The sequence below is a fragment of the Bordetella tumbae genome (assembly GCF_965139195.1).
Lineage (GTDB): Bacteria > Pseudomonadota > Gammaproteobacteria > Burkholderiales > Burkholderiaceae_B > Bordetella_A > Bordetella_A tumbae.
On the sequence record NZ_CBCSJH010000011.1, the window covers coordinates 77,060 to 94,526 of the forward strand.

The window sequence follows — 17,467 nt, forward strand, 5'->3', positions numbered from 1 at the left end:
AGGAACTCCATCATGCCGTTGTCGGCTGAGGCGCCGCAACCGGTGCGGCTGCGCGAGCCTCCATCGGTTGATCGACACTATCGGGCCGTGCGCTACGCCACTCGACCACGTTTTTGATCACCAGCGTCACCAGGGCCAGCAACGCCAATAGCGACGCCACGGCAAACGAGGCCGCAAACTGATACTCACCGTACAGAATCTCGACGTGCAGCGTCAGCGTATTGGTCATCCCGCGTATATGGCCCGACACCACAGATACCGCTCCGAACTCTCCCATCGCACGGGCGTTACACAGGATCGCACCGTAGAGCAGGCCCCATTTGATATTGGGCAACGTCACACGCCAGAATATCTGCCAGCCGCTTGCGCCCAATGTCAACGCTGCCTGTTCCTCTTCGCTGCCCTGCGCCTGCATCAGCGGAATCAACTCACGGGCGATAAAGGGAAAGGTCACGAACAAGGTCGCCAACACCACGCCAGGCACGGCATAGACGATCTTCAAGTTGTGATCCTCCAGAAAGGGCCACATCCAGCTTTGCGAACCAAACAACACGACGAATACCAGCCCTGCGACGACCGGCGACACGGAAAACGGCAAATCGATCAAGGTGATCAACAACTGTTTGCCGCGGAATTCGAACTTTGCGATCGCCCAGGCCGCAGCCACACCGAAAACCAGGTTCACCACCAGCGAGATGGCCGCCACCCACAGCGTCAACTGAATTGCACTCCAGGCATCGGGCTCGGTGATCGCTGCGAGATAAAGCGCCCAGCCTTTCTTGAAGGCCTCGACGAACACCGTGACCAGAGGCAACAGCAAGAACAGTGTCAAAAATGCCAGCGCGACCCCGAGCAACAGTCCGCGCACCCAGCGCGGCTCTGTGAGGTGATTGGGACGATCCGTCACGGCAGAACTCATGCAAACCTCCTGCCACGTCGGGCTTGCCAACCTTGCAACAAGTTAATGAACAACAGCAAGACGAATGAGATGGCGAGCATCACTGTGGCGATCGCGGCAGCGCCGACATAATCGAACTGCTCCAGCTTCGACATGATCAGCAAGGGAGTAATCTCAGTCACCATTGGCCGATTACCCGCAATGAACACGACGGAGCCGTATTCGCCGATTGCCCGTGCAAATGCCAAGGCAAAACCGGTCAACAACGCAGGCACAATGGTGGGCAGCAAGACGCGCCGCACTGTTTCCCACCGGTTGGCGCCCAGGCTGGCAGCGGCCTCTTCGATTTCACGCTCAATGTCCTCCAGCACCGGCTGCACGGTACGCACGACAAATGGAATGCCGATGAACACCAATGCCACCACAATGCCGATCGGAGAGAACGCCACTTTCAAGCCAAACCAATTTTCCAGCGGCGCGCCCAGCCAACCTGTCTTGGTATAGAGCGCCGTCAGCGCAATCCCCGCGACAGCCGTGGGCAACGCAAACGGCAGATCCACCATTGCATCCAGGATTTTCTTGCCTGGAAACTGATAGCGCACCAACACCCACGCCACCACCATGCCGAACACCAGATTCACCAACGCAGCGATGAGCGCCGCACCAAATGTCAGCTGATACGAATACAGTGCCTGCGGCGTGGTGACCACGCGCCAAAACCCCTCCCATCCCAGACTGGCGCTCTTGAGCGGCAGGACCACCAGAGGCAGCAATACCAGCAGGCTCAGGTACACCACGGTAAAGCCCATGGAAAGCCCAAAACCCGGCAGGACGCCGGGTCGTTTCCGTTGCCGGCCAACGGGGGCTTTCGCCCCCGCAGCCGTGGTCATGGCTGAAGTCATGATTGCATCCCGCCCTCTGGCTTATTTACCGTTAGGCAGATAAATCTGGTCAAAGACCCCACCATCGCTAAAGTGCGTGGACTGCGCCTTTTTCCAACCGCCGAAGATGGCATCGTCAATCGTCACCAGCTTCACTTTGGGGAACTGCTTGCTGTACTTTTCGGCCACGTTCTTGTCGGTCGGACGATAGAAATTACGCGCAATGATTTCCTGGGCCTCTGGCGTGTACAAAAACTCCAGGTAGGCTTGTGCAGCGGCACGCGTGCCCTTGCGATCGACGTTCTTGTCGACGACTGCGACGGGCGGTTCAGCCAAGATGGACAGCGAAGGCACGACGATATCGAACTTGTCCGGACCCAATTCCTCTTGGGCCAAGAACGCTTCGTTTTCCCACGCCAGCAATACGTCCCCGACACCGCGTTCGACAAACGTGGTCGTCGCACCGCGAGCGCCGGTATCCAACACAGGCACGTGTTTGAACAAGTCGCTGATAAAGGCCTTGGCCTTGCTTTCGTCACCGCCGTTGTTCTCTAGCGCATAGGCCCAGGCCGCCAGGTAGTTCCAGCGCGCGCCGCCCGAGGTTTTCGGATTCGGCGTGATGACTTCAATGCCATCCTTGACCAGATCATTCCAATCATGGATTTGCTTCGGGTTGCCCTTGCGGACGAGGAAAACGATGGTCGAGGTGTAAGGCGAGCTGTTCAACGGCAAGCGGGCTTGCCAGTCTTTGGGCAACAGGCCCTTGTCGGCAATGGCGTCGATGTCATACGCCAGCGCCAATGTCACTACATCAGCGTCCAGGCCGTCGATGACCGAGCGTGCTTGTTTACCTGAACCTCCGTGCGATTGACGAATGGTCAGGGCCACACCGGCTTTTTCTTGATATTGCTTGGCGAATGCCTCATCCACAGCACGGTACAACTCACGCGTAGGATCATAGGACACGTTCAACAACGTTTGCTTCTCTTGCGCATGAGCCGGCAAACCCACGACGAAGGCCGCAGCCACCGTCGCCAATGCAGCCCAGAATTTTTTCTTATACAGCATGTTTGCACCCGAATCTGTAGACAGTGGATGCAAGTGTGCAGCGTCGCCGAACTAAACGGAAAGAATCATTTTTTGATTGCTCATCGCTATTGGAAATAAAGAATGCATGTCCGTCGCAGCGACAACAAAAAAGCGNGCGCTGCCTGAAGGCGAGCGCGCGCAAGCGGCACCTGATGCAGATCGGCACGCGTTGCGCCGATCTGCATCCTGGTTATTTACTTATTCGGTTGAGGCGTAATACGCAGGTACGGGCGCACCGCTTTGTAGCCTTTCGGGAATTTCTCTTTGATCACGGCCTCGTCCTTCAGGGACGGCACGATGATGACGTCATCGCCGTCTTGCCAGTTGACCGGCGTCGCCACGCTATGACTATCGGTCAACTGCAGCGAATCGATCACGCGCAGAATTTCGTTGAAATTACGCCCCGTGCTGGCCGGATAGGTAATGGTCAAACGGATCTTCTTGGCCGGATCAATGATGAACACCGAACGCACGGTTGCCGTAGCGCTGGCATTGGGGTGAATCATGTCATACAGCTCGGCGACTTTGCGATCGTCGTCCGCGATGATGGGGAAATTCACCGTCGTGGATTGCGTCTCGTTGATATCGTTGATCCACTGGTTGTGCGAGTCCACCCCGTCAACCGACAAGGCCAGCACTTTCACGTTGCGCTTGGCAAAGTCATCGGCCAGCTTGGCCGTGTAGCCGAGTTCGGTCGTGCAAACCGGCGTGAAGTCAGCCGGGTGCGAAAACAGTACGCCCCAGCTATCCCCCAAATACTCATGAAAACGGATCGGGCCGGTGGACGTGTTTTGCTCGAAATCCGGGGCGGTGTCGCCCAGACGAAGTTGGGTCATGGAAGGTCTCCGTGGCAGTTAGCGTCGCTGATCAGTATGATCAGCGACTGCGAGAGTCATACCCGAAGATTCTTACATCAAATCCGTATCACTGGAAATACGTTTGTTGCATATGTTTAATAACTTCATGCAATATCGGACTGTGCTCCGCAGCGATTGGCCACGCCTCCCGCACGAACCGATGCCGACAGCGCCAGCGCACGTGGCAAGATCTGTGCGCCATAGAACAACGCCGTAGAAAGCTTGCTGCGATAAAACGGGTCCGTCGTCCCCTCGGCCAACTGGCGCTGACACACGAGCGCCGCGCGCGCCATTTGCCACCCGCCATGCACAATGCCGGCCAGCATCAAATAGGGCACACTCGCCGCGTAGATCGCCCGCACATTGGATTGCGCCTGCTCCAGGATGAAAGTGACCGCAGCGTCATAACCCTGGATCGCCAGATCCAGATTGTCGCGCAGCAAATTCAACCCGGCCCGGTCGTCGGGCTCGGCACGCGCGGCGGCGGTATGCAAGGTCTGCAAAGTGTCTTTCATCGCGGCAATGCACGCATAGGCCGTCGCTCCCCCGTCGCGCAGGGTCTTGCGGCTCACCAGGTCGTTGGCCTGAATTGCCGTGGTGCCTTCGTAGATCGGCAGAATACGTGCGTCGCGGTAATACTGGGCAGCGCCGGTTTCTTCGATGAAACCCATGCCCCCATGGACCTGGACCCCCAACGATGCCACCTCGACGGCGGACTCGGTGGAAAATCCTTTCACAACCGGAACCAGATATTCGTAAAACGCGCGATTTCTTGCTCGCACCCCAGCATCGGGATGATGCGTCCCCTTATCATGCGCCGCAGCCGCCACAAAGGACACTGCCCTGGCGGCCTCGGTCAGGCCCCGCATGGTCAGCAACATACGTTGCACGTCGGGGTGATGGACAATCGCCACCGGCCCGGAGGAGCCTTCGATGGCACGCCCCTGCACCCGCTCGCGCGCATAGGTCAATGCGTGTTGATAGGCCCGCTCCGATATCCCAATGCCCTGCTGCCCCACGCCAAAACGTGCGGCATTCATCATGATGAACATGTATTCCAGGCCACGATTGAGCTCGCCTACCAGATAGCCCACTGCGCCTTCGCCCGCCTCGCCCTTGCCTGAGCCGTAGAGCAGAATGGCCGTCGGACTGCCATGAATGCCGAGCTTGTGCTCCAGCGATGCGCACCACACATCATTGCGCGCCCCCAGGCTGCCGTCCTGATTGACCAGGAATTTCGGCACGATGAATAAGGAAATACCTTTGACACCAGCAGGTGCATCGGGTGTTCGGGCCAACACCAGATGAATGATGTTCTCCGCCAGATCATGATCGCCGTAGGTAATGAAAATTTTCTGGCCACTCAGGCGATACGTCCCATCAGCCTGAGGCACCGCACGGGTCGCCACCTGAGCCAGGTCTGAACCGGCCTGCGGCTCGGTCAGGTTCATGGTCCCCGTCCATTTGCCCGCAATCAGATTAGGCACGTAGGCTTGACGCTGCGCCTCAGAGCCTACGGTCAGCAATGCCTCGATCACGCCATCGGTCAGCATGGGACATAAGGAAAAGGCCAGATTGGCCGCCTGGAGATTCTCGCAAGGTGCCGCCGCGACCAATTTCGGCAGCCCCTGCCCGCCCCATTGCGGCGGATGCTGCAAGCCTTGCCAACCACTAGCCGCGTAATCGGCGAATCCTTGTTTAAAGCCCGGCGTCGTCGTCACCTGCCCGTCGTTCCACTGAGGGGGCTGCGTATCGCCGGCTACATTCAATGGCGCAATGGCCTGCTCGGCAAAACGGGCATTTTCATCCAGGATCGCGTCCACGAGATCGGGGGTGACTTCCTCAAAACCCGGCAACCGCAGAATCTCATCCAGGCCAGCCAAGTCCTTGAGAGCAAAGCGGAAATCCTGCAATGGGGTGACGTAGGGCATTGTGTCTCCAAAATCAGTTGGCAGTTGCTGTGCGGCACTTGTTCAATCTTAAACCTTTGACGCCTGCCTTGTCGGCAAGCCGTGAATGGCCTCGCTGTCGTTGAACGCGCTCAAACTGAGATCCACGAAGCTGCGCACTTTGGGATCCATATAACGGCTCGATGCAAATACAGCGTGAACAGGAGCAGGGACCTCTGCCCAGCCAGGAAGCACGCAGGATAACGTGCCATTGCCCACATGGGGCTCGGCCATGAAACGAGGCAACTGCGCGATTCCAAGCCCTGCAAGCGCCAGATTTCTTGCAGCGATCGTACTGTTTACCGCGACGCGGGGCGCTGCTGTGACGGTTTCCGTATCAGGTCCGTTTACCAGCATCCAATTCGGACGGCCGCGCGAGGTCTTCATGATCAGGTCGTGATGTGTCAGATCGTTGACTGCGGACAGCATCGGCCCTCGTCTCAGATAATCAGGGGCAGCATACAGCCCGTAGACCACTTCACCGAGCTTGCGCGCGGAGAGCCCTGAATCCGGTAGCGCACCGACGCGAATCGCGACATCGATCCCTTCGTGAATGATGTCGACCAGGCGGTTCGTATATTCCGCCTCTACCGTGACGTTCGGTGCCAGCCGCAGGAACGCTGCAATCCATCCATCGACGACCATCGTACCGAACTCAGAGCCCGCTGTGACTCTGAGCAGGCCTTTGGGCTCTCTGGATTGCTGTGCCACCGCAGCCTCCGCCGCCTCCGCAGCGGTCAGGATGCACATGGCGCGCTCGAAATAATCGCGCCCGATTTCAGTCACGCTGAGGCGGCGTGTCGAACGGGTGAGGAGCCGTGCGCCGAGTTTTTCTTCCATACGCCGAACGATTCGGCTCACGCGCGCCTTGTCGGTGCCAAGGCGCTCTGCTGCCGTCGTAAAGGAGCCATCGGTCACAACCGCCACAAAGGCTCTCATCTCGGGGAGATCGATTGATGTATTCATGGACAACAGTGTGTAGCTTTTAGCCCCATTTATCAATTCCATGGCCGATTTTACAGTGCGGTCTATGCAAAACGTCACACGGAATCTGGCGGCGGGTTTCCGCCGCTCTCTCAACGAAAGGACACATAGATGACTCAAACACTCGGCATCATCGGTTCGGGCCTCGTAGGCAAAGCCGTCGCCCATCTGGCCGTCTCGGCGGGATATCAGGTCGTACTCAGCAATTCTCGGGGTCCTGAATCGCTCTCAGACCTGGTCCAGGCGCTTGGCCCGCTGGCGCGCGCAGGAACGGTTGAAGAAGCCATTGCGGCCGCGGATATCGTCTCGCTCGCGATTCCATTGGCGACGTTCGAGACTCTGCCAGCCAACAAGCTCGCAGGGAAAGTCGTCCTCGACCAGACCAACTACTATCCCGGTATGGGAGACTTCCGCAGGGCCGATCTCGACAATGGGGATCTGACGTCAAGCGAACTGGTGCAACAGCATCTGGAGGGCGCCAAAGTGGTCAAAGGGGTTCACAACCTCGGCTGGCACCATATGCAGTACAGCGCCCGGCCAAAAGGCCACGTCGAACGAACCACCCTGCCCATCGCCGGCGACGATACTGCTGCCAAGCAAGCCGTCACGCGTTTTATTCAGGCAGTCGGCTATGACGTCGTCGACACTGGTTCGCTAGCCGACAGTTGGCGCATCGAACCCAACACACCGATCTATTTCTGGCCCTATGTCCCCGACATTGCGCAGGGGTTGACAGAAAATGAGGCGAAACAGGCCTATCTGCGCCCGGGCCAGCCCATCTCCCCCACCGCCGCACAGCAACTGATCGACAAGACGGAGCGTCCGTCACCGATCGGAGGAACGTTGCAGGGGCTCCCGCCGATCCATGTCGCCCTGTTCCTTGAGCTCGCCAGTGCCGATACCGTCCAGAGGTAACCCATGCTGAAAACACTAGCCAATAAGACGGCGCTGGTAACGGGCGGTTCACGAGGCATTGGACGGGCAATTGCCGAGCGGCTCGCGGCGGATGGTGCGACCGTCGCCATGACCTACAGTCAGAATCGAGCGGGCGCCAAGGATGCGGTAATGGCCATCGAGAGAGCTGGCGGCAGCGCATTCGCGCTTCAAGCGGACCTGGTCAACGCCGAGGCTATCCCGGCGCTATTCGAACAGCTCGACAGCGAACTCGCCAACAGAAAGGGCAGCACAGCGCTCGACATCGTGGTCAACAATGCCGGCAATTCGGGATGGGGCGGCCTCGCAGACGCGACACCCGACAATTGGAACACCATGTTCGCAGTCCATGCCCGTGCGCCGTTTTTTATCGTTCAGGCCGCGCTGAACCGGCTTGCCGACGGCGGACGTATCATCAACATTTCATCCGCGGCCGGGGCGAGGCCACTACAGGCGGTTCCCATCTACTCTATGGCCAAGGCGGCCATCAACAACCTGACCCACACGCTCGCGATGGAATTAGGGCCGCGCGGGATCACGGTAAACGCCGTCGCGCCGGGCTGGATAAGAACCGACATGAACGCCGCCATCCGCGAGAATGCGGACATGGTGAAAATGATTGAAGCCGACACCGCGCTGGAACGATTCGGAGAGACCTCGGACATCGCAGCAGTGGTGGCGTTTCTGGCTTCCGACGAAGGCCGGTGGGTGACTGCTCAGGTCATCGAGGCAAGCGGCGGATATAAGCTCTGACCCCGGCGAGAGGAGTAGAGCCTCACACCGCGCCAAGATAAAAAACAAAACGGGCGTGCAGAGCAGGAAATTCCTGCTCTGCACGCCCGTTTAGCGCACTGTGATGATTCTATTTACAGGGCGCTGGCCAGCTCGGGAACGACGGTGAACAAATCACCCACCAGGCCGTAATCGGCCACGCCGAAGATCGGCGCCTCGGGGTCTTTGTTGATGGCCACGATGACCTTGGAGTCTTTCATGCCAGCCAAATGCTGGATGGCGCCCGAGATACCGACGGCCACGTACAGCTGCGGCGCCACGATCTTGCCGGTCTGGCCGACCTGCCAATCGTTGGGCGCGTAGCCTGCGTCCACCGCGGCACGCGAGGCACCCAGCGCGGCGCCCAGCTTGTCGGCCAGCGGATCGAGGATCTTGAAGTTTTCAGCACTGCCCAGACCACGGCCACCCGAGACGACCACGCGTGCGCCGGCCAACTCAGGACGGTCGCTCTTGGCGACTTCGCGGCCGACGAACGAGGACTTGCCCGAATCGGTAACGGCTTCGATGGTTTCCACGGCGACCGAACCACCGGTGGCGGCAACCGCGTCGAAACCTGTCGTACGGACGGTGATGACCTTCACGGCGTCGCTCGATTGCACGGTAGCGATGGCGTTACCAGCGTAAATCGGGCGTTGGAAGGTATCGGCAGACTCGACACCGATGATGTCGGAGATCTGTGCCACGTCGAGCTTTGCAGCCACGCGCGGAGCGACGTTCTTGCCCGAGGCGGTGGCCGGGAACAAAATGTGGCTGTAGTTCGACGCCACGGCCAGGACTTGCGCAGCCAGGTTTTCCGCCAGGCCTTCGGCCAGTTGCGGCGCATCGGCCAGCAGGACTTTAGCCACACCGGCAGCCTGTGCAGCCTGGTCAGCAACGGCTTTCGCATTGCTGCCGGCGACCAGCACGTGGACATCACCGCCCAGCTTGGCTGCGGCAGCGATGGTGTTCAGGGTGGCGCCCTTTAGTTGGGCGTTGTCGTGTTCGGCAATAACCAGCGTCGTCATCTTAGAGCACCTTCGCTTCGTTCTTGAGTTTGTCGACCAACGCGGCCACGTCGGCCACCTTGATACCGGCCTTGCGGGCGGGTGGCTCGGTGACTTTCAAGGTCTTCAGGCGAGGCGCCGCATCCACGCCCAGCTCCTCGGGGGTGACGGTGTCCAGCTGTTTTTTCTTGGCCTTCATGATGTTGGGCAGCGTGACGTAACGCGGCTCGTTCAGGCGCAGGTCGGTCGTGATGATGGCCGGCAGCGACAGTTTGATCGTTTCCAGACCACCGTCGACTTCGCGGGTCACCGTGACGCTGTCGCCCGCGACTTCGACCTTGCTGGCGAAAGTGGCTTGCGGCCAGTCCAGCAACGCGGCCAGCATCTGGCCAGTCTGGTTGGCATCGTCGTCAATGGCTTGCTTGCCCAGGATGACCAGCTGCGGTTGTTCTTTTTCGACCAGGCCCTTGAGCAGCTTGGCCACGGCCAGCGGCTGGAGTTCAGCGTCGGTCTGTACCAGGATGCCGCGGTCGGCGCCGATGGCCATTGCCGTGCGCAGGGTTTCCTGGCACTGTGCAACGCCGCAAGAAACGGCGATCACCTCGGTGGCACCGCCCTTTTCCTTCAGGCGCGTGGCTTCTTCGACGGCGATTTCGTCAAAGGGGTTCATGGACATCTTCACGTTCGCGATATCCACGCCCGTTTGATCCGATTTCACGCGCACCTTGACGTTATAGTCAACAACGCGCTTTACAGGTACCAGCACCTTCATCCAGCAGCCTCCTAAGCTTAAGAATAATAGACCGGCCTTGGGCCGGTCCCGCATTGCACAATTCGTTGATTCTACAACTTTGTGAGAGCCCGTAGATGAGCGACCACGCTGCGCGCCAGCGCTGACAAGTTGTAACCGCCCTCCAGCATGCTGACGATGCGGCCGTGCGCATGACGATCAGCCACCTGCATGATCTGCTCGGTCATCCAACTGTAATCGGCTTCGACCAGCGCCATCTGGCCCATATCGTCCTCGCGGTGGGCATCAAACCCCGCGGAGACCAAAATCAACTCGGGCGCATGTACCTCCAGGCGAGGCAACCAGGCGTCCTGCACCAACTCACGTATGGCCGCGCCCCCAGTATAGGCAGGAACCGGAACATTGACCATATTGGCGGCGGGACTCTCGGCGCCGCTATGGGGAAAAAACGGGTGCTGGAAAAAGCTGCACATCAACACCCGTTCGTCACCCGCAAACATCTCCTCAGTGCCATTGCCGTGATGCACGTCGAAATCAATGATGGCCAGCCGCTGTACACCGTATGTGTGCATGGCGTGCTGCGCCGCAATCGCGATATTGTTCAGAAAGCAAAAGCCCATAGCTGCATCGGGCCGTGCATGATGTCCCGGTGGACGCACGGCACAAAAAGCATTAGCCGCTTGGCCTTGCATCACCGCATCCACCGCCGCAATGCCCGCCCCGGCAGCATGCAGTGCCGCCTCGTAGGTGTACGGGTTCATCAACGTGTCGGGATCGATCGCGCTATAGCCCTCGGCGGGAGAGCGCGCCCGCAAGCCATCCAGATGATCCTTGGAATGCACGTGCAAAATCGCCTCGCGCGTCGCCGCAGGGGCTTGCTGCTCCAGCAGAAATGGTGCTAATCCGCTGGCCAATAATTGGTCGGCAATAGCATCCAGCCTCTCTGGGCATTCGGGGTGCCAACTGCCCATTTCATGCAGTTTGCACAGCGGATGGGTAAGATACATGGTCTCCATAAGGAAGATTATGTTCATCTGTCGGCGGTTCGTGCAAATCGGCACGGTATTCATGGTATTGGCGGGTTGTGCAAATACCGCACCCTCGGGCTCATCCCAGGCCCAAACTCCCTCTAAGGCACCCGTTGGCGTCACGCCTACGCGCATAGGCCCCGCCCAGCCGACGGGTGAGCCGCCTGCAGCCCTCACACCAAGAGGAACGCTGCGGCCCGAAGTCCAGGCCTTTGCCAAACGCCTGGCAGCCGAACGTAACTTGCCCCTTGAGCCTATCGAGCAGGCCTTGACCGAGGCTCGCTACAACGCGACGGTGGCACGCTTGATCGCCCCGTCTCCGCCTGGACGCAAGATATGGCGCAGCTGGAATACCTATCGCGCCCGTTTTGTCGAGCCCAAACGCATTAAATGGGGCGTGGAATTCTGGCAGGAAAACCAGGCATTGCTGAATCAGGCGGCGCAACGCTATGGCGTACCAGCCTCGATCATCGTATCCATCATCGGCGTGGAAACGCTGTACAGCCGCAACATGGGCAGCTTCAGTGTCCTGGATGCGCTCACCACGCTGGCCTTTGATTACCCCGACCCGAACAAACCCGAACGGGCCGAGATGTTCCGCGGGCAGCTGGCCGATTTCATTACCTTGTCTCTACAGGACAAGCTCGATATGAATGCCAAAGGCTCATACGCCGGGGCGATCGGTATGCCGCAGTTCATGCCTGGCAGCATCATGCGCTACGCCGTTGACGGCGATGGCGATGGTCATATCAGGTTGAACAGCAGCGTGAACGACGCTGTCATGTCGGTCGGCAATTTCCTGGTCGAGCACGGATGGCTACGCGGACTGCCCGTTTTTGCCCCCGTGTTGTTACCGGCGGACCCATCCGCCCTGGCTACAGGCGGGCTCACGCCCACGCAAACCTGGCGCAGCCTGCAGGCCGCCGGCGCCCGGGTGGCGGCAGGAGCCAGCACCGAAAGCTGGCAGGATCGCCCCCTCGGCGTCGTAGACCTGGTCGAAGAAGCCCGCGGTACGGTGCAGTACCGGACAGCAACGCCTAACTTTTTTGCGCTGACCCAGTACAACCGCAGCTATTTCTATGCCACGGCCGTCGCCGACCTGGCGGCTGAACTGGAAACACGCATGGGGCGCTGAGACGCAACGACAACGCGGTCAGGCGGACTTCTCGTTAAATACGCCCGTAGACAGATACCGGTCGCCGCGGTCACAGACGATGAACACAATCGTGGCGTTCTCGACACGCTCAGACACGCGTAACGCAGCCACCAGGGCGCCTGCCGACGAAATGCCACCGAAAATGCCTTCTTCGGCGGCTAGCCGGCGCGCCATGGTTTCCGCCTCGGACTGCTCGATGGACTCATACGCATCGACCAGATTGCGATCGAAAATCGCGGGCATGTAGGCCTCGGGCCATTTGCGAATACCCGGAATCTGAGAACCCTCGGCAGGCTGTGCGCCTACGACTTGCACGTCGGGATTCTGGGATTTCAGGTAGGTCGACACGCCCATGATGGTGCCGGTGGTGCCCATCGCGCTGACAAAGTGCGTCACACGCCCTTCGGTCTGGCTCCAGATTTCAGGGCCCGTACCCTCGATGTGGGCGCGGGGATTATCGGGATTGGCAAACTGATCGAGGACCTTGCCTTTGCCCTCGTCCTGCATGGACATGGCCAGGTCGCGGGCATATTCCATCCCGCCCTTGCTGGCAGGAGTCAAAATCAGTTCTGCACCGTAGGCGGCCATGGCCGCGCGACGCTCCACCGACAAATTGTCCGGCATGATCAACACCATGCGATAACCACGCATCGCAGCTGTCATCGCCAGCGCAATACCCGTATTGCCGCTGGTCGCCTCGATCAGCGTATCGCCCGGCTTGATTTCACCGCGCTCTTCGGCGCGCAAAATCATCGAAAGCGCCGGGCGGTCTTTGACCGAGCCTGCGGGATTGTTGCCTTCCAGTTTGGCCAGGACGACGTTGCCCCGTGACTGAGCCGCCGCGCTGGGGATACGCTGCAAACGGACCAACGGCGTATTGCCGACGGTTTGTGCGATTGTGGGATATGAGAAAGTAGCCATGCAATCGATCATACCGCCGGATTCCTGACTGCGGGGCTAAAGCCGCGACGCCGCCAGGGACACCCTATGGCGCACCTGGCGTCGCCTGCGGCAGCGACGGCGCAAACTGCGGCATCGCAATCGAATTGGGGCCGAACACCGTCACGCCTGCACCGACCGTCAAGCCCGCGGCACGCAAACGTCCCAATCGTTTACGCCCGATACCCCGTACGCGATCAGAAAGGTCCTCCAACGAGTCGAAAGGACCGGCACGGTCGCGCTCCTGGACGATGATTTTGGCGGTACGAGGCCCTACGCCATTGATCGCTTCGAGTTGCTCGACAGTCGCCGAGTTCGCGTCCAAGGCATGGACAGGCATCGCCATCAGCGCCAACCCACTGGCGATCGCAACGCGGCCAACCGCACGTGCCAAGCGGCGTTGCGCCACCCGCATGCCGTCAGCGCCAAGACGAGTACGTCCCGTGAACGGCCATCGTGCTGGACGCCGCACGGCGAAATAAGAAAGGGGCTCCGTGCACACGGCAACGGGCTCATGCAAAAAAGGATTCATGGTCAGGCTCCGTATCAAACGGCAGGACGAATCGTCCGCCAGCCCACTCATGATGCCTATCGCCTGCTCTGAAAAGTCCGAGAGTGAACGAAAAAATCACCCTCGGAAACTACGTACAAGGAAAGGCTACGCCTGACGTGCGCGCCAATATTTCACGTACTCGGCCACACCGGTCTGCACATCCCGCATCGGTGCCGTAAAGCCCGCGGCACGCAACTGCGTCGCATCCGCTCGCGTGTAGCTTTGGTAGCGGCCCTTGAGATCCTCGGGGAACGGGATATAGTGCAGCAATCCCTGCTCGACCAGTTTTTCCAATGGCAAAGGCGCCTCTGCGCGCTCGGCGCGCAGGGCATTGACGACTGCAGCCGCCACGTCATTGAACGGCTGTGCACGGCCAGTCCCGCAATTAAAGATCCCCGACGTTTCAGGATGATCCAGAAAATGCAGATTGACCGCGACGACGTCATCGACCGAGATGAAATCACGGCTCTGGCCACCGTCTTCGTAGCCATCCCAGCCCGCGAACAAACGGACATGCCCCTCGGCCAGGAATTGATTCATATTGTGAAAAGCCACCGACGCCATGCGGCCTTTGTGCTGTTCATGCGGACCGTAGACGTTGAAATAACGCAGGCCCACGACCTGCGCAGTCAACGAATGCATGCGCGTGCGCAGCACTTGGTCGAACAACAGCTTGGAGTAACCGTAGACATTCAACGGCCGTTCGTTGGCCGGATCCTCGACATATACCGATGAGCCGCCATAAACCGCCGCCGAAGACGCATACAGGAACGGCACGCGCTGAGCCTGGCAGTATTCAAACAGCTCCAGCGTCACGCGGTAGTTGTTATCCATCATGTACCGCCCGTTGCGCTCGGTGGTGTCCGAGCACGCCCCCTGGTGCAAGACGGCCTGCAAGGGCGGCAATGAACCTGCGAGTACACGACGGCGAAACTCGTCTTTATCCAGATAGTCTGCAATCTGCAGGTCCACCAGATTCAGGAATTTGTCGCCTTCGGTCAGGTCATCGACCGCGATAATGTCCGTAATACCGCGCCGATTCAGGCCACGTACGAGATTGTTGCCGATGAAGCCGGCGGCGCCTGTAACGACGATCATGAGGATGCTCCTGCGAGTTCTGCGGCGGTGACGACGGACGTCCCCAGTTTGCCGACGACGATGCCGCCGGCACGGTTAGCCCACGCCATGGCTTGTTCCCAGGGCTGGCCAATCGCGCGCATCGCCGCCAAGGTAGCCAGCACGGTATCGCCTGCGCCAGACACGTCAAACACCTCGTGTGCCTGGGCGTCGACATGTTCGCGGCCTGCCGCGGTAAAAAGTGTCATGCCCTGCTCGGAACGCGTCACCAGCAAGGCTTCCAGATCAAGATCTTCGCGCAATCGCTGCGCGCGTTCGGTCAGTTGCGACTCGGTCGTCCAGCGCCCTACCGCCTGCTGCATTTCGGCTCGATTGGGCGTGACCAGAGTCGCCCCACGATAACGCGTGTAATCGTCCCCCTTGGGATCCACCAACACAGGAACACCAGCCCCACGCGCCAATGCAATCAGCGCCTCGACCCGATCGAGAGCGCCTTTGGCGTAGTCCGACAGTACCAGCACATCATGATGCGCGAGATGGCGGGCCACGCGCGCGTCCATATCGTCCAGCGTCGCATTCGCAGGATGCTGTTCGAAATCGACGCGCAACAATTGCTGCTGCCGTCCCAGAACCCGCATCTTGAGGGTCGTCGGATTTTCCGCGTCGGCAGCCAGGTCCGCATTGACCCCAGCCTGCGTCGACAGGCGGGTGATGCTGTCTCCGGCCTCGTCGTTTCCGACGATGCCCACCAAGGTTGCCTGTCCGCCCAGCGCGACCACGTTGCGCGCCACGTTGGCTGCACCACCTAGACGGTCTTCGCGCCGGGCGACCCGCACCACGGGAACCGGAGCCTCAGGAGAAATGCGATCGACTTCGCCAAACCAATAACGGTCCAGCATGACGTCGCCCACGACCAGCACACGGCTGCGCGTCATCGCTTCGGTGGGGAATGCGTTCATTCAAGTTCTTCCAAACGCCGTGGTGCATAGGTCTCCCACCCATTGCACCCCGGACACTGCCAATAATAGCGTCGCGCCTGAAAGCCGCAAGTACGGCAGGCGTAGCGATCCAGCCGCTGAGTATGTTTGTGAATCAGACTGCGCAATAGACTCAGATCTGCACCCCGCACAGGCCCTTGTTCTTGGTCTTGCTGGCTGCCGTCGGTGCTGCTGAGCTCCGCCTCCAGCAAGCGATCCAGCCCCAGTAGCGAGGGATGGTGCCGCAGCGCCCCCCGCGCGAAGGCCCAGGCTGGTGCCGCACCCTGCTGCACTCGCAACTCGCGAAAGACCACGTTGAACAAATCCAGCGAGGCATAACGGGCATACTGCTTTTGCAGCACATCCAGCCCCTCGGCCGCCTGCCCTGCATTGCGGTAATTGGCCAAGAGCTGCTCGGCGACTTGGCCAGCGAACTCGGGCGCATCGGCCAGGATGGACTCCAGATACATGCGCTCGCGCTTGAGGTCACCCTCGAGTTGAGCCAACCGGGCGCGCAGCATCGCCGTGCGGACCTTGGCTGCCTTGGTTGCGGATTCGCCCTGCCCGGCTTGTTTGGCGGCGTGATCCGCCGCATCCAAGGCGGTGTGCGCAGCATCGGCGTCAAAGGGCTTGGCCGCCAGGGCCATTTGGGCCTGCTCGCAGTAATAGTGCACGATCTGCGGCACAGGCTCGTCAACCAGGCCTTGCAAGGTCTTGACTGCCTCGATCGCCCGCGGCCAATCGTGCTCGGATTCGTAGATGCGAATCAACGACCGCAGTGCAGGCAACGCATAACGCGTGTCTTTCAGTTGTTCAAAGGCGCTTTCCGCACGGTCCAGCATGCCGGCCTTGAGGAAATCATGCGCCAACTCGTGCTGCGCGTGCTCGCGCTCGGCCTCAGGCAGATCGGAACGGCTCAACAGGCTCTGGTGCACCCGAATGGCACGCTCCATTTCGCCTCGGCGACGAAACAGGCTGCCCAGGGCAAAGTGCAATTCTGTCGTTTCGGGATCGAGCTTGGCGACCTCGACAAAGGCGTCGATGGCTCGATCCGGCTGCTCGTTGAGCAGGAAATTCAGACCCTTGAAATAAGAGTCCGGCAAGGTCCGCGTTTCGCGCAGCATCTGCCGAAAATCGAAACGCGCTGCCAACCACCCCAGTGCAAACAGCACTGGTACAAAAATTAACCACCAAGGTTCGAAGTCCACGCGGCGAGCTCTGTAGCAGGATAGAGAAAAGGACGCTGCTTACAGCGGCGACATGGGGGCAATCGCCTCGGGCGCGATTTCGGGTGTTGTTCCGTTGGCCGCTGCCTGTAAACGCTCAAGCTCGCGACGCAAGCGTAGTGCTTCGCGACGACGGCGCATCGCCGCCGGCACGGTCAGCAACAAACCAAACACCGTACCCACGACAAAAGTCACCAGCATCACGACGATGAGCGGTACATCCTGCACCACATAGTCGGCATAGAAATTTACCGCAACCGGCCCGGTGTTCTTCAGGGCGAACATCAGCACCGCAATAAAGACGAGCAATCGCAGTGCCCAGATAAGGTAACGCATGGCGCATGCTCCACAAAATTCAAGACTTTCAATTGTAAGCGGAAGCGGGCGCGGTCCG

Annotated in this window: 18 protein-coding genes; 3 read left to right on the forward strand and 15 right to left on the reverse strand. The window is 59.8% G+C overall.

Annotated features, from left to right (window positions below; all coding sequences use genetic code 11):
- Nucleotides 1–10: 10 nt before the first annotated feature.
- The 6 genes from cysW to ACNA0J_RS14140 form a co-directional block, all read right to left on the reverse strand.
- A complete protein-coding gene (gene cysW / locus ACNA0J_RS14115) occupies nucleotides 11–919 on the reverse strand; it encodes a sulfate ABC transporter permease subunit CysW (RefSeq protein WP_415819510.1) in 909 nt (302 codons plus the stop codon).
- The gene (gene cysT / locus ACNA0J_RS14120) at nucleotides 916–1,800 is read right to left on the reverse strand and encodes a sulfate ABC transporter permease subunit CysT (RefSeq protein WP_415819511.1); all 885 of its coding nucleotides are present in this window, start codon (nucleotides 1,798–1,800) and stop codon (nucleotides 916–918) included. Before cysT ends, cysW begins: the two co-directional genes overlap by 4 nt.
- A gap of 21 nt (nucleotides 1,801–1,821) precedes the next feature.
- A complete protein-coding gene (locus ACNA0J_RS14125; RefSeq protein WP_415819512.1) occupies nucleotides 1,822–2,847 on the reverse strand; it encodes a sulfate ABC transporter substrate-binding protein in 1,026 nt (341 codons plus the stop codon).
- A gap of 215 nt (nucleotides 2,848–3,062) precedes the next feature.
- The gene (locus ACNA0J_RS14130) at nucleotides 3,063–3,704 is read right to left on the reverse strand and encodes a peroxiredoxin (RefSeq protein WP_415819513.1); all 642 of its coding nucleotides are present in this window, start codon (nucleotides 3,702–3,704) and stop codon (nucleotides 3,063–3,065) included.
- A 125-nt stretch (nucleotides 3,705–3,829) separates the two neighbouring features.
- On the reverse strand, nucleotides 3,830–5,656 hold the full coding sequence (locus tag ACNA0J_RS14135; RefSeq protein ID WP_415819514.1) for an acyl-CoA dehydrogenase: 1,827 nt from the start codon (nucleotides 5,654–5,656) through the stop codon (nucleotides 3,830–3,832).
- 48 nt (nucleotides 5,657–5,704) lie between these two features.
- Nucleotides 5,705–6,640, reverse strand: a complete 936-nt coding sequence (locus tag ACNA0J_RS14140; RefSeq protein ID WP_415819515.1) for a LysR family transcriptional regulator — start codon at nucleotides 6,638–6,640, stop codon at nucleotides 5,705–5,707.
- A gap of 129 nt (nucleotides 6,641–6,769) precedes the next feature.
- Between ACNA0J_RS14140 and ACNA0J_RS14145 the strand changes: the two genes are divergently transcribed.
- The gene (locus ACNA0J_RS14145) at nucleotides 6,770–7,573 is read left to right on the forward strand and encodes an NADPH-dependent F420 reductase (RefSeq protein ID WP_415819517.1); all 804 of its coding nucleotides are present in this window, start codon (nucleotides 6,770–6,772) and stop codon (nucleotides 7,571–7,573) included.
- 3 nt (nucleotides 7,574–7,576) lie between these two features.
- Nucleotides 7,577–8,344 carry an SDR family NAD(P)-dependent oxidoreductase gene (locus ACNA0J_RS14150; RefSeq protein WP_415819518.1) on the forward strand — a complete coding sequence of 256 codons (768 nt, stop codon included), beginning with the start codon at nucleotides 7,577–7,579 and terminating at the stop codon, nucleotides 8,342–8,344.
- Nucleotides 8,345–8,457: 113 nt separating this feature from the next.
- Here ACNA0J_RS14150 and ACNA0J_RS14155 read toward each other — a convergent pair whose 3' ends face one another.
- The 3 genes from ACNA0J_RS14155 to ACNA0J_RS14165 all read right to left on the reverse strand — a co-directional run bounded on the left by ACNA0J_RS14155 (nucleotide 8,458) and on the right by ACNA0J_RS14165 (nucleotide 11,133).
- Complete coding sequence (locus tag ACNA0J_RS14155) at nucleotides 8,458–9,387, reverse strand: electron transfer flavoprotein subunit alpha/FixB family protein (RefSeq protein ID WP_415819519.1); 930 nt, start codon at nucleotides 9,385–9,387, stop codon at nucleotides 8,458–8,460.
- Between the two features lies 1 nt (nucleotide 9,388).
- Nucleotides 9,389–10,138 (reverse strand): electron transfer flavoprotein subunit beta/FixA family protein, encoded by a 750-nt coding sequence (locus tag ACNA0J_RS14160; protein ID WP_415819521.1) that lies wholly within the window; start codon nucleotides 10,136–10,138, stop codon nucleotides 9,389–9,391.
- A gap of 71 nt (nucleotides 10,139–10,209) precedes the next feature.
- Nucleotides 10,210–11,133: a histone deacetylase family protein gene (locus ACNA0J_RS14165; RefSeq protein WP_415819582.1), complete on the reverse strand. Its 924-nt coding sequence runs from the start codon at nucleotides 11,131–11,133 to the stop codon at nucleotides 10,210–10,212.
- 10 nt (nucleotides 11,134–11,143) lie between these two features.
- Between ACNA0J_RS14165 and mltB the strand changes: the two genes are divergently transcribed.
- The gene (gene mltB / locus ACNA0J_RS14170) at nucleotides 11,144–12,280 is read left to right on the forward strand and encodes a lytic murein transglycosylase B (protein ID WP_415819522.1); all 1,137 of its coding nucleotides are present in this window, start codon (nucleotides 11,144–11,146) and stop codon (nucleotides 12,278–12,280) included.
- Between the two features lie 18 nt (nucleotides 12,281–12,298).
- Here mltB and cysM read toward each other — a convergent pair whose 3' ends face one another.
- The 6 genes from cysM to ACNA0J_RS14200 form a co-directional block, all read right to left on the reverse strand.
- Nucleotides 12,299–13,222 (reverse strand): cysteine synthase CysM, encoded by a 924-nt coding sequence (cysM, locus tag ACNA0J_RS14175; protein WP_415819523.1) that lies wholly within the window; start codon nucleotides 13,220–13,222, stop codon nucleotides 12,299–12,301.
- A gap of 64 nt (nucleotides 13,223–13,286) precedes the next feature.
- Nucleotides 13,287–13,772: a ComEA family DNA-binding protein gene (locus ACNA0J_RS14180; RefSeq protein ID WP_415819524.1), complete on the reverse strand. Its 486-nt coding sequence runs from the start codon at nucleotides 13,770–13,772 to the stop codon at nucleotides 13,287–13,289.
- A 126-nt stretch (nucleotides 13,773–13,898) separates the two neighbouring features.
- Nucleotides 13,899–14,891 (reverse strand): ADP-glyceromanno-heptose 6-epimerase, encoded by a 993-nt coding sequence (rfaD, locus tag ACNA0J_RS14185; protein WP_415819525.1) that lies wholly within the window; start codon nucleotides 14,889–14,891, stop codon nucleotides 13,899–13,901.
- Nucleotides 14,888–15,829, reverse strand: coding sequence for a D-glycero-beta-D-manno-heptose-7-phosphate kinase (gene rfaE1 / locus ACNA0J_RS14190; RefSeq protein WP_415819526.1), 942 nt, complete (start codon nucleotides 15,827–15,829; stop codon nucleotides 14,888–14,890). Before rfaE1 ends, rfaD begins: the two co-directional genes overlap by 4 nt.
- Nucleotides 15,826–17,055: a lipopolysaccharide assembly protein LapB gene (gene lapB, locus ACNA0J_RS14195; protein WP_415819527.1), complete on the reverse strand. Its 1,230-nt coding sequence runs from the start codon at nucleotides 17,053–17,055 to the stop codon at nucleotides 15,826–15,828. The genes rfaE1 and lapB overlap by 4 nt, the downstream gene beginning before the upstream one ends.
- A gap of 39 nt (nucleotides 17,056–17,094) precedes the next feature.
- Complete coding sequence (locus ACNA0J_RS14200; RefSeq protein WP_094820405.1) at nucleotides 17,095–17,409, reverse strand: LapA family protein; 315 nt, start codon at nucleotides 17,407–17,409, stop codon at nucleotides 17,095–17,097.
- Between the last annotated feature and the right edge of the window lie 58 nt (nucleotides 17,410–17,467).